Origin of the sequence: Aliikangiella coralliicola (assembly GCF_007004725.1) — a bacterium.
GTDB classification, from domain to species: Bacteria; Pseudomonadota; Gammaproteobacteria; order Enterobacterales; family Kangiellaceae; genus Aliikangiella; species Aliikangiella coralliicola.
This window is the reverse complement of the sequence record NZ_ML660162.1, coordinates 318614-331818: the sequence shown is the minus strand read 5'-3', so window position 1 is coordinate 331818 and position 13205 is coordinate 318614. Positions and strand designations below refer to the sequence as shown.

The window sequence follows — 13205 nt, the reverse complement described above, 5'->3', positions numbered from 1 at the left end:
TCTGGTGAAGTTTTTCTTCATGAAAGTCCGATCAACACCAATCATGTCATTCTGAGATGTCATCCAACTGTCACAATTTGTAATCTTTCTGACATGGCTCTTCGCTACGCTACTGCGGCATTTAAAAAAATTAAATAATCCTTTTTTGGAGAGAAATATGAAATTTAAGCGGCTGATTTCAGTCGGTGCAGTTGCAGGTCTGTTATCACTTGCTGGCTGCGGCGGCGGAGACATCAAGATTGTTGAAGGCGATGAAGTGGTAACGCCTCCACCACCTCCACCACCCTCCGGGTTTTCTTGTCCAGACTTTGCGACGCAAATTGAAGCGATTGGCAGTTTTAGCAATGTTTGCCAGGTGACTGGTACATTGACTGCTGATGCGACTTTTACCAGTAATGCGCTGTGGGTTTTATCTGGCAGAGTGGCTGTTGGTAATGACAGAGCAGATTCGAGCACCTTGACCATAGAAGCAGGAACGACCGTTATCGGACGTTCTGGAGATGATTTTTTAGTGGTTCGTCGAGGCTCAAAAATTGAAGCGTCGGGCACTCAGTCTGCGCCAATCCTAATGACATCTTTTGAAGACATCACCGATGCACCTACTGCAATAGGTCAATGGGGTGGTCTGGTGTTATTAGGGAATGCACCATCCAATTTATGTGACACAGCAGATGCAGGTGATGACGCTGATGCGACTGAGTTAGCCAACTGTAGCGTTAATGCTGAAGGTGATGCCGGGCTTTATGGTGGCGATGATCCAAATGACAATTCAGGAACGCTCCGATACGTTATTGTTAAACAGGCCGGTAAGGCGCTAGGTTCTGGCGATGAACTGAATGGGATTTCATTTGCTGGCGTGGGTGACGCGACTACGGTTGATTACATTCAGGTTCACGAAAACCTGGATGATGGCGTTGAATTTTTCGGCGGCACGGTCAATGTCAAACACGTTGTATTAACTGGCAACGGCGACGATAGTTTTGACTGGTCGTTCGGTTGGACTGGTAAGGCGCAATACGTTTATGTTCAACACAATGATGCTAAAGCACATCGTGGTTTTGAACTTGATAACAATGAAGATTTTCCTGCAGCTACTCCGTTAACTAATCCAGCGGTTTCAAACATTACCATTGTTGGTAGTACTGCTATTGACGAAGGTTCGGAAGGGATTTTGTTGCGTAATGGAACCGCCGGCCGCTTACACAATGTTTTAGTTACCGGCCCGGCGGGCATGGGTGAATGTCTTGAAGTAAATGGCGGCGAAGCTCAGGCAAATGCTGAAGCTGGTAACCTGATCATGACTCACTCGGTTATTGCTTGCGACAATGGTGAGAACTTTAAAGGTAACGCCACCGCGGCATTAACTACTGAAAACTGGTTCCTCGGACAGGCGGGCAACAGTGCTTACTCTGATTCCTCGGCGCTTAATCTTGATGTTAACGGCTATCAGCCACTGGCTGGTTCACCGTTACTTGGCGCTGGTACTGACGCTTCTGCAATTGATGCCTGGTTTGATGCTACTAACTACATTGGCGCATTTGACGGTACCAACGATTGGACTGAAGGATGGGCGGTTGGCGTTCGCGGCGGATTCCCTGCCAATGTTCAAAATGCTTTCCAGAAAGGTCTGGCAACGGATGTGTCTAGTGAATTCCCTCAAATTACTGACAAGCCGGTTTATCGCCTGGCTGCTAACACGACTTTTACCGCCGATGTGACTTTCACTAATGATGCACACTGGATACTGAACGGCCGAACGGCGGTTGGTAATGACCGAGCGGATAACACCACACTTTATGTTCAGCAAGGGACTACCATTATCGGTGAAACTGGTGATGACTTCCTGGTTGCTCGACGTGGTTCAAAACTTGAAGCGATTGGTACGCAGGGCGCGCCGATTGTAATGACTTCAATCCAGGATGTTACTGGTCAGGAAACCGGTATTGGCCAATGGGGCGGTCTGGTTCTTTTAGGTAATGCGCCTTCAAATTTATGTGACACTGGTGATGCGGGTGATGATGCAGATGCGACTGAGCTAGCTAACTGTAGTATCAGCGCAGAAGGTGACGCGGGTCTTTATGGCGGTGATAACCCAACTGATAATTCTGGCTCTCTAAAATATGTTGTGGTCAAGCACGCAGGTAAAAAACTGAGTTCTGGTAATGAATTAAATGGTATTAGTTTTGCCGGTGTTGGTAGCGAAACCATGGTTGATTACATTCAGGTTCACGAAAACCTGGACGATGGTGTTGAGTTCTTTGGCGGTACTGTAAATGTGCGCCACGTTGTTTTAACCGGTAACGGCGATGATAGTTTTGACTGGTCGTTTGGTTGGACAGGTAAAGCACAGTTTGTTTATGTGCAGCACAACGATAACATTGCTCATCGCGCGTTTGAATTGGACAATAATGAAGATTTTCCTGCAGCAACTCCCTTAACTAATCCGATTGTTTCGAATGTCACTATCGTTGGTAGTAATGCAACTGATGAAGGTTCTGAAGGTGTCTTGTTAAGAAATGGAACCGCCGGTCGTTTGCATAACTTTGTTGTGACTGGTCCTGCCGGAATGGGTGAATGTCTAGAAGTGAATGGCACCGAAGCGCAAGCAAATGCTGAAGCCGGTAATCTGATCATGACTCACTCGGTAATCGCATGTGAGAACGGCGAGAATTTCAAAGGCGATGCAACCAGCACTCAAACAGTTGAAACCTGGTTCTTAGCACAAGCGGGTAATAGTGCGTTAGACAATGTAGAAGCACTTAATCTGTTAGCTGACGGCTATACGCCGAGAGCTGGCTCAACCTTGTTAGGAACTGGTGTTGATGCTTCAGACGTTTATGATGACAACTGGTTTAAATCGACTGACTACATCGGTGCGTTTGACGGCAATACTAACTGGATGGACGGCTGGACCGTTGCGGTAAATACAGGCATTCCAGCATCGGTGACTAGTGCAGATGCGCAAAGTTTAGCGACCGATCAATCTGCTAACTACCCAGCGATTACTGACAAGCCTGTTTATGTACTAAACACTGATGTTGTGTTCACCACCGATGTTAAATTAACCAGCGACAAGCATTGGGTTTTAAAAGGTCGTACCGCAGTCGGTAACGATAAAGCTGATAATGCGACCCTGTATATCGAGCCGGGAACAACGCTTATTGGTGAAAGCGGCGATGACTTTCTGGTTGCTCGCCGAGGCTCAAAGATTGAAGCTCTGGGTAGCGCGTCAGCGCCAATCAATATGACCTCAATCCAGGATATGACCGGTCAGGCGACTGGAATCGGTCAATGGGGCGGACTTGTCTTATTGGGCAATGCACCTTCGAATTTGTGTGATACCGCCGATGCAGGTTTTGACGCTGATGAAACTGAGTTAGCCAACTGTAGTATTAACGCAGAAGGTGATGCCGGTTTATACGGTGGAAATGACCCGGAAGATAACTCTGGTACCTTACGTTACGTTGTCGTTAAGTACGCGGGTAAAGCATTAGGTTCTGGCGATGAACTTAACGGAATTAGTTTTGCAGGTGTTGGTAGCAACACGACTGTTGATTACATTCAAGTTCATGAAAATCTTGATGACGGCGTTGAGTTTTTTGGTGGCTCAGTTAATGTTCGTCACGTTGTTTTAACCGGAAATGGCGACGACAGTTTTGACTGGTCATTCGGTTGGACTGGACGCGCTCAGTACGTACTGGTGAAACATAATGACACTAAAGCTCATCGAGGTTTCGAACTCGATAACAACGAGCACTTCCCTCTATCAACACCGTTAACCAATCCGGTTGTCGCCAACATTACCATTATCGGAAGCACGGCTATCGATGAAGGTTCAGAAGGCGTTCTTTTAAGAAACGGTACTGCGGGTTCACTACACAATCTTATTATCACTGGACCTGCAGGCATGGGGGAGTGTTTGGAAATTAATGGCACTGAAGCCCAGGATAATGCACAAGCCGGTAACCTGGTAATGACTCACTCAGTAGTCGCCTGTGAAAACGGCGAGAACTTCAAAGGTAACGCAACTGCAACGCAGACAACAGAAGAGTGGTTTATGGGACAAACAGGTAACTCTGTTGCCGCTGGTATGGCTGATGTTATTACCGGCTTCGAAACTGTTACTGATGCCGCAGCGCTTGATATGGACACCGTTGATAGTTGGTTTGATTCAACTGACTTTATTGGTGCTGTTAAAGCCGGAGACGATTGGACTGCTGGTTGGGTAACCGTTGGTCTTGAGTAACTTTGTTATCGCTTAATTGGCCGGTTCATTTGAATCGGTCAATTGAAATTTATTAAGAAAAATTTTCGAATTAATAGTTAGCTCCGTTTCATTTTGAATATCTGCTTTTTGTTGGCCTGGTTAGTAAAAACGTCGCCCGAAAAGTTATTCAGCATTGAATTTCAATGTTGGCTTAAGCCGCGAAAGGAAGCCGCTAATCTAACCTGCAAATTGATTAGTTACATTTCTCCGTCAAGGTTAGTTAGCACATTTGTTGAGAGCTAATAAGTCATAAGTTGTTAATAAACAACTGGAGTCAGTCATGATAATAAAACGTAAGTTTCAGTTGCTGAATAAAGTCCATGCGGCAGTGTGCATGGCGTTGTTGGCGGGAAGTATACCATCCGGTGTATTGGCAGCTGAAAATGAAGATTTTCAAAACGAAGAACGCCAGGAAATCAGTCAAGAAGCTCAAGCTGTTGAGCAAGACGAGACCATCGAAGAAGTCGTAGTAACAGGCAGCCGTCTGCAAGGGAGTGCTCAAGCAGTATTAGATGAGCGTAAAGAGCAGGCCTTTGTTGCCGATATTCTCGGCTCAGAACAAATTTCCAGAACTGGTGACGGTGATGCGGCTTCCGCGCTACGCCGTGTGACCGGGCTTACTTTAGTTGATGGTAAGTTTATTTATATTCGTGGATTGGGTGAGCGATATTCGGCCACTCAATTAAACGCGATGACGGTACCAAGTCCGGACCCAACGCGCTCGGTATTGCCTCTGGATTTATTTCCCTCGGCTATTATCGAAAGTCTGAACGTACAAAAAGCTTATTCGCCTGATCTCCCGGCACATTTCGCTGGTGGAAATGTGAATATTCGTACCAAGTCTATTCCAAATGAGCGAATTATAAAACTCGGCGGCGAGATTGGAACAAACTCTGATAACTCCGGTGATTCGCCCTGGTACGAAGGTGGCGGAGATGACTGGAAAGGTATGGATGATGGTACGCGTGAGCTGCCGGCAGCCTTCGCTCAAGCTTTTGCTGGTGACGGAATCAATCGAATATCAAACGAAGAAGCTGTCGCGTTGTTAGGATCGTTGAATCGCAATATTGACGGAAAGGAAGAATCAGTTGACCCAAATGTTGGATTGAACTTTACCTACGGCGATAAATTTGATTTTGACAGTGAATCTGAACTGGGTTTTCTCGCCTCATTTTCCTATAAAAATAAATGGCAAGTTGGTAATGAGAGAAATGTAAATAATCTCGCTCGGACAACGAATGGTATCGAAATTAATGAATTTTCCGACGGCCCTGTGACCGAGCATAACGTCAAATTTAGTGGCATGGTTAACATCGGGTTTAACTATAACGAAAGCCACAAATTTGAGTTCAACAACATCTTTCTCAGAGACACTCGTGATCGCTTGAGAGATCGGTTGCTGGAGTCAACCAACACTATCAATGAACCCGATGACGAGCGTCGACAGCTTGATATTCTCTACGAAGAGCGAGAAATGTTTTCTCATCAACTGAAAGGTTCACATAATTTCGCCGATTACAAAAATCTTGGAGTAGATTGGTATTATAGTAAAAGTGATGCAGAGCGTTTTGCGCCTGGAGGCTTAGAAGCATTTTTCAGGGTGAATATCGAAAATGGTGTACGCACTGAAAGATTGGCAAGTGATGTTGATACTAAGTATCTTTTCCAGGACTTGAAAGATGACTCGGAAAACTATGGTATTAATTTCTCAATACCATTTTATTTTGATAACTATAGTGTCGAATTTAAAGCAGGGGCAGATTTCATCGAAAAGGACCGTGAAGCTGAAAATATCGAAATTGCTATCCAGACTTTCGCTATTCCTTCTCAATATTTACAGGGTGGTAACTACTCACAGATATTTTCCGACGGCAATCTGGCGCAATCTGATTTTACTGTTCGTCTGGATGATCAAACGAGCGGTGGCGATAAGTATAAAGCGGCGACATTGGTTGATGCCTATTACTTTATGGCCGATTTCGAAGTAGGCACTCACTGGCGTTTTACTGGTGGTGTCAGGTATGAAGATTTCAGACAGGTGTCAATTCCGTTTCAGGCTCACTCAGAGTTTTTTGATGTGGAGGGTGATGCGCTTTCAGATCTTGCTTTTATGGAAGACGAGTACTATCCATCTATTGCGGCGACTTATATTTTAGATAGCGAAATGCAATTTCGTTTCAACTATAGTCAAACTGCAATTCGTCCTGATCTAAGAGATATATCAACCAGTTTCTATATCGATCCACTAACAGAGTTTCTGGTTCGCGGTTCAACCTCGTTAGAAAGCGCCAACATTGATAACTTCGATTTGCGTTGGGAATGGTACCTCGAAAGCGGCGAAAATTTATCGGTAGCGTTCTTTGCTAAAGATATCGAAACGCCAATTGAAATGATCGAGTTGCCAAGTGCAACAGAAGGCGCGCCACAATTACTAACAGCAAATGCTGATCAAGGTGAGTTATACGGCATTGAAGTTGAGTTTCTGAAAGACTTCTCTTTCCTGGGGGACGACTACGCCAATTACTTTGCGTCTGGAAACTTCACGCTATCTGATTCAGAAGTCAGTATTTGTTCAGATACCAATCCGCAAACAGAATGCCTGTTTGAGGAACAGTTGAAGCAGGCACTGAATACCAATGAGAGTGTTACATCGGTTATCACCAATAATACTCGTCGATTAATTGGGCATTCAGAATGGGTTGTTAATCTACAGTTCGGTTGGGATTCATTAAGTAACGAACATTCTGCCACCTTGGTTTACAACGTCTTTGGTCCGCGAATTATTGTTCCTGGCGTGAGCGGATTCGAAGACGCTGAAGAGAAAGCATTTCATTCACTAGATTTTGTTTACACCTGGTATCCTACGTTCGATAGCACCATGAAAGTGAAAGTTAAAAACCTGTTGGATGAAGAAAAAATTATTGAGCAAGAGAGCGTTGATATTCTTCGTGAGTCAGTGGGGACAGAAATTTCTTTGCTGTTTAGCACGAACTTCTAACTTATGTTGTTGTAGTGCCTTTTAAGGGGAACATTGTTCCCCTTTTTTTAATTTTTTTAAAGTATCACCTCATAATTTTTTATTCCCCCGGTTTTGTCATCTCGAGCGAAGTCGAGAGATCTCCCAAAAGTTTGGACAATCATCAATGCAAAGGCTGAGTTGATTGGAGTTACTCTCTTAAATAAATGTTTGAAGACTATTGGGTGAGTTAATGTCTGTGGGAGATCTCTCCACGTTGGTCGAGATGACAGTTTAATCCACGTCATCTCTAACGAAGTCGAGAAATCTCCCAAAGTTTTAGACAAACATCAAGACGAATACTGATCTAGTTGAAGAATTTTTTAGTCGACTAACTCCCAACTATTTTTCGATACTGTCAAAAAGCTGAAATATTTCTGTCTTAGAATCTCACATTCAGAAGTTAGCTAGTAAAAGTGTATTAAATCTTTATTACAGCGCGCTTTTTTATTGTGACAGATACATGGTTACGTTGAAAAATAAGACGTTTTGAATGATATCGGTTGTCATATTTTAGTCACTAATATTTAAACACGAAATAAAAAGCGACTAGCGTTTAACTTTTATGACGATAAGTTAAAAGCTATTCACAAAATAAGATCGTGTTTATACGAGTGTTAGTTGGGAGTTGAGTAACTTGTCTCCGATAGAACAATTACTCAAAACTAAACATGGATGTTACTTTTAAACGATTTGAGGTAGAAAACCGATGAAAAAACCGTTGGGCTTGCTAATAGCCACATCGTTCATTTTAGTTAGTCATATTTATACTGGTAAACAAGTATCGGCCAATACATTAAAGCCGGTAGTCGATAAAAGCGCAGCGATTAATGAATCTGCTGTAAAGTCACAGAAAAAAATTGATCGCCTTGCAGAGCAAATTGATAACAAACTTCAACAGTTTAAATCTGTAAATAAGGAATTTGAAGGTCTGCAAGTTTACAACCAGCAGATGGAAAAGCAGATAGAAAACCAATTACTGGAAATGCAGCGTCTGAATGACTCAATTGATACCGTCAGTGTTATCGAAAGACAAATTACACCCTTGATGTTGAGAATGATTAAAGGGCTGGAAGATTTTGTCGCATTAGATGTTCCTTTTCTAACCGAAGAAAGAGAGAAAAGAATTCAGTCGCTGAAAGAAATGATGACGCGAGCTGATGTGGCGGTGTCTGAAAAGTTTCGACGGATATTAGAAGCCTACCAAGTGGAAGTTGATTATGGAAGAACAATTGAAGCATACACAGGAATGGCTGATATCGATGGAAATGAGCAAGAAGTTAATTTTTTAAGAGTTGGTCGAGTGTCTTTAGTTTATCAAACTCGTGATCGCCAATTAATGGGCGTCTGGAATAAAAAGAACCAACAATGGGAACCTTTAGACAAAGAGTATCGAACTCAGACAATAAAGGGTCTTCGTATGGCACAAAAGCAATTGGCACCGGATATGATCATCGTGCCGGTATCTGCGGCTGAGTAGAGTAAGTAGGAATAGTCTGGGAAAATCATGATGAAGTGTTTACTAAAAGTTTTAACCGTTTTTTGTTTTTTTTCCGCAGCTAATATTAGTGCTGCAGAAAAAACGGTCAGTTTAGACGACCTACTCAAAAAATTGGAGCAAGGTCAATATCAGCAGTCGCAAGAGAACAAGCGGCGTGAACAACAGTTTATTAGCCAAAGAACTCAACAAGACCGGTTACTCAAGCAGGCGATTGTCGACAGAGATAATGAAATTAAACGCTCCGAAAGATTAGAAACCGGTTTTGAAGAAAACGAATTTAAGATTGGCGGATTGAATGAAGCGCTTAACAAGCGGTTAGGTTCTTTAAAAGAACTATTCGGCGTGTTGCAACAAGTCGCTGGCGATACTAATAGTAAGTTTACTACCTCAGTTGTTTCCGCAGAATACCCTGGGCGAGGTGAGTTTTTGACTAATCTTGCTGAAAAGATGGGCTCTTCGTCTGAGTTAGCTTCCATTGAAGAAATTGAGCGAGTGTGGTTCGAATTACAACGAGAAATGACAGAATCTGGAAAGGTGAGTCGATTTGAACAAAAGGTTACTTTAGCTGATGGTCAGAAAGTCAATAAGCCAGTTATTCGTGTTGGTAGTTTCAATCTAATCAGTGATGGTAAGTACCTGGAATGGATCGGTGAAACAGAATCTATGGCGGAACTTATTCGTCAACCAAGTGAACGTTTTCTTTCGACAGTTAGTGAGCTGGAAAACAGCAGCGCTGGTGTTACCGGATTTGCTTTAGACCCAACGGGCGGTAGTATCCTTGGATTGCTGGTTCAGGCGCCGAACAATCAGGAGCGAATCGAACAGGGCGGTACTGTCGGTTATGTCATTCTGGCGCTCGGGCTTATTGCATTGTTGATTGCCGCTGAGAGATATCTTGTGTTGTTTATTACTGAACGAAAAGTGAAAAGACAGTTAAAGAATGAACAGCTTAGCAATGATAATCCACTCGGTCGTGTACTTCAGGTAAAGGAAAAGTATGCCAATGTTGCGTCTGATACTTTGGAGCTGAAGTTGAGTGAAGCAATCCTGAAAGAAATGCCGAAGCTCACAAGAAGTATTACTTTTATCAAAATTATTTCGGTCGTGGCACCTTTGTTGGGGCTGTTAGGAACGGTAACCGGCATGATCAATACTTTTCAGGCGATTACTTTGTTTGGAACAGGTGATCCCAAATTAATGGCGGGCGGCATTTCCCAGGCATTGGTAACCACAGTGTTAGGCTTGGTTGTTGCGATTCCAACAGTCATGTTGTTTACCTGGTTAAACACTCGTAGCAAAAATATTGTGCACATTCTGCAAGAGCAAAGTGCAGGAATTATTGCTGAACGCGCCGAGCAAGGAAGTTAATCGTGCTGGCGGAGTCTTTTGAATCGATTCAGGAATTCCTGGAAACCGGTGGTCAGGTCCTTAACTACATCGGTATCTTAATATTCTTGATGTGGGTGTTGATTCTTGAGCGGATCATCTATTTGTTTTTTGTTTACAAAGGACATCGTCGCGATTTGATCACGCAATGGAAAGAGCGGCCTGAGCGTCAATCCTGGAATGCGGAACAAATCAGACAGGCTATGATCTCGCGGACAAGGATTTCTCTCAATCAGTCGCTTTCCACAATTCAGGCATTTGTTGCTTTATGCCCGCTGCTTGGGTTGTTAGGAACAGTGACCGGTATGATTGAAGTTTTCGATGTTATGGCTATTTCAGGAAGTGGAAATGCGCGCTCAATGGCGTCTGGCGTATCTAAAGCGACTATACCCACAATGGCCGGAATGGTTGGTGCACTGTCTGGGGTTTTTGCTTCAACCTGGCTGAAACGTACCGCGAAAAAAGAAACTGAACTACTAGAAGATAAACTGGTTTTAGATCATTAGGTTTTTAGTCAATTACTATTTTAATCAGTTGTTGTTTTAAAGAATATATTTTAGAGGTAAGGCACAATGCGTGCACCATTTGCAAAATTATTAGATGAAGAAGAAGAGTCTGAAATTAATATGACGCCCATGCTTGATGTGGTGTTCATTATGCTGATTTTCTTTATCGTAACAGCTTCTTTTGTTAAAGAAGCCGGTATTGAAGTGAATCGTCCTGAGGCGGCAACAGCAGTGAAGAAAGAGCGAGCTAACATTCTGGTGGCGATAAGCGATCAAGGCGAAATCTGGATTAATAAGCGACGCATTGATGTGCGAGCAGTGCAAGCCAATATCGAAAGATTGCATGCTGAAAATCCCCAGGGAACTGTGGTGATTCAAGCCGATCAAAAAGCGACAACGGACGTGTTGATCAAAGTGATGGATGCAGCAAGAGCTGCTGGTGTGTTTGACGTGTCAATTGCTGCGCAAGAGATCTAAAATGGCACGTTATATTAATGCAACGCTGATAGCATTTGTGATTACTGCAGCACTTTTTTTAGGGATGCGGTTTTTAATTGTCGGTGGAGAAAATGTGTTTTCCGAACCGGCAAAAGGTCGGGTGCTTGATTTTGTTCGCCTGAAAAAGGAAGAGTCTGTTCAGAAAAAACAGCGTAAGCCCAAAAAGCCACCAAAACCAGAAGAGCCACCACCTGATATTCAGCAGCCACCAATGCAGGCGGAAAACATGGCTGCAACTAATAGCGGCTTAGCGTTTTCTGCAAAGCTTGACGTTGATTCAGGTCTGGAGGGCGGCTTAGCGCTGGATTCTGGTGATGGTGAATACTTGCCGATTGTAAAGGTCGCGCCCATTTACCCACGAAGAGCATTGTCACGGGGCATTGAAGGGTACGTAATCGTTGAGTTTACAGTCACCCGGTTGGGTACCGTACGAAATCCTAAGGTGGTCGAGGCGAAGCCGGAAGGGATCTTTAATCAGGCAGCCATGGAAGCGGCAAAAAAGTTCAAATATAAACCCCGTGTTATTGACGGTACTGCGGCAGAAGTTGCCGGCGTGCAAAATAAGATTACATTCAAGATGAACAGGTGAAACTAATGATCAATAGAATTTATTATCGTTATCCTCTAAAGATTATAATTGCCCTGGTTATCTTTAGCCCAGGCTTGATTTTGAACGATAATCTACTTAATAGTGGGTTATTGAACACTGATGCTCATTCAGTAAACGGGTTTAGTGTTTCGGCTGCAGAAAAAAAATCGAACAAAAAAACGCGAAAAACGCCGGCCATGCGTGAAAAAGTTTATAGCCAATTGGCGAGCGCCCAAAAGCTCGCTGATGATGGAAAAATTCAAGAAGGGCTTGCTGTGCTTGAGCGTTTAAAATCGCGAGCAAAACAACTGAATTCCTATGAAAAAGCAATGATGTGGAATTTTTTAGGCTTTATTCACTATGGTAATGAAAAAAGTGATGGTAGCAATATTGGTCAGGCGATAGCGGCATTTTCACAGGTTGTTGCTCAAAAAAATATTCCTGAGTCTCTAGAGTTATCGACACTGTTTAGTCTGGCGCAGTTGAGCATGCAAACAGAAAAATACCAACAAGCTTTAAATTATCTTAGCCGTTGGGAAAAACTGAAAGATGGCGAATTAAGCGGTAATGCATTGGTACTTAAAGCTAACGCAAACTACGCGATGAAAAAATATCAGTCGGCACTGCAAGCAATTACTCTGGCGATAGACAATTCGGAAAAAAAGAACAAACAGCCTAAAGAAAACTGGTTGGTGTTAAAGCGAGCACTTCACTATGAACTAAAACAGCCAAAACAAGTCACCGGCGTTTCTGAAAAACTTGTTCGTTATTATTCGAAACCGCAATATTGGGTAGAGCTCGCCAACATGTATGGAGAAATCGGCGAAACCCGCAAACAATTGGCGGTAATGGAAGCCTCATATCAACAGGGCTATGTCACTAAAAAAGCTGATATTCAATCGCTAGCGCAGTTGTACTATTTTTCTGGAGCGCCTTATAAAGCTGCCGAGCTATTGAGCGAGCAACTAGAGAAAGGTGTGATAGAAAACGATGTAACAATTCTACAGTTTTTGGCGCAATCATGGACTGCCGCCAAGGAAGATGCTAAAGCCGTTCCAGTATTAAAAAAAGCCGCGGAGTTAAGTGAAGACGGTAATATGGACGCTCGCCTGGCAGAGGTTTTACTTGGGTTGGAGAGATGGCAGGATGTTATTTCAGTTGCAAAAGCGGCAAAAAAGAAAGGTGGCCTGGATAATCCAGGTAATATTGATGTTGCCATGGGGATGGCTTATTTTAACCTCAAAAAACTACCACAGGCGATAAGCGCTTTTGAACAAGCTAAGCGAGAGCGGAAAGTTCAAAAAATGGCTGCTCAGTGGTTACGATATGTGGAAGTTGAAAAACGAAAACAGGATCAATTGAAAGAATCAATTGTCGCTTTAGGTGGAAGTTAAGCAAAATTTCTTAATCAATTAATACAAGTGGTTTAATTTTGATGGAAA

Annotated in this window: 8 protein-coding genes; all 8 read left to right on the top strand. The window is 43.2% G+C overall.

Going from position 1 to position 13205, the window contains the following annotated elements; translation table 11 throughout:
• Positions 1 to 157 precede the first annotated feature (157 nt).
• A complete protein-coding gene (locus tag FLL46_RS07595; RefSeq protein ID WP_142892887.1) occupies positions 158 to 4246 on the top strand; it encodes a hypothetical protein in 4089 nt (1362 codons plus the stop codon).
• 301 nt (positions 4247 to 4547) lie between these two features.
• On the top strand, positions 4548 to 7265 hold the full coding sequence (locus FLL46_RS07590) for a TonB-dependent receptor domain-containing protein (RefSeq protein ID WP_210418623.1): 2718 nt from the start codon (positions 4548 to 4550) through the stop codon (positions 7263 to 7265).
• A gap of 727 nt (positions 7266 to 7992) precedes the next feature.
• Positions 7993 to 8763 carry a DUF3450 domain-containing protein gene (locus tag FLL46_RS07585; RefSeq protein ID WP_142892886.1) on the top strand — a complete coding sequence of 257 codons (771 nt, stop codon included), beginning with the start codon at positions 7993 to 7995 and terminating at the stop codon, positions 8761 to 8763.
• 27 nt (positions 8764 to 8790) lie between these two features.
• A complete protein-coding gene (locus tag FLL46_RS07580) occupies positions 8791 to 10152 on the top strand; it encodes a MotA/TolQ/ExbB proton channel family protein (protein WP_210418622.1) in 1362 nt (453 codons plus the stop codon).
• Between the two features lie 2 nt (positions 10153 to 10154).
• Positions 10155 to 10676 carry a MotA/TolQ/ExbB proton channel family protein gene (locus FLL46_RS07575; RefSeq protein WP_246119284.1) on the top strand — a complete coding sequence of 174 codons (522 nt, stop codon included), beginning with the start codon at positions 10155 to 10157 and terminating at the stop codon, positions 10674 to 10676.
• A 66-nt stretch (positions 10677 to 10742) separates the two neighbouring features.
• Entirely contained in the window at positions 10743 to 11153 is a 411-nt protein-coding gene (locus tag FLL46_RS07570) for an ExbD/TolR family protein (RefSeq protein ID WP_142892885.1), read from the top strand.
• Between the two features lies 1 nt (position 11154).
• Positions 11155 to 11763 (top strand): energy transducer TonB, encoded by a 609-nt coding sequence (locus FLL46_RS07565; RefSeq protein ID WP_142892884.1) that lies wholly within the window; start codon positions 11155 to 11157, stop codon positions 11761 to 11763.
• Positions 11764 to 11768: 5 nt separating this feature from the next.
• Positions 11769 to 13157, top strand: a complete 1389-nt coding sequence (locus FLL46_RS07560) for a tetratricopeptide repeat protein (protein WP_142892883.1) — start codon at positions 11769 to 11771, stop codon at positions 13155 to 13157.
• Positions 13158 to 13205 lie beyond the last annotated feature (48 nt).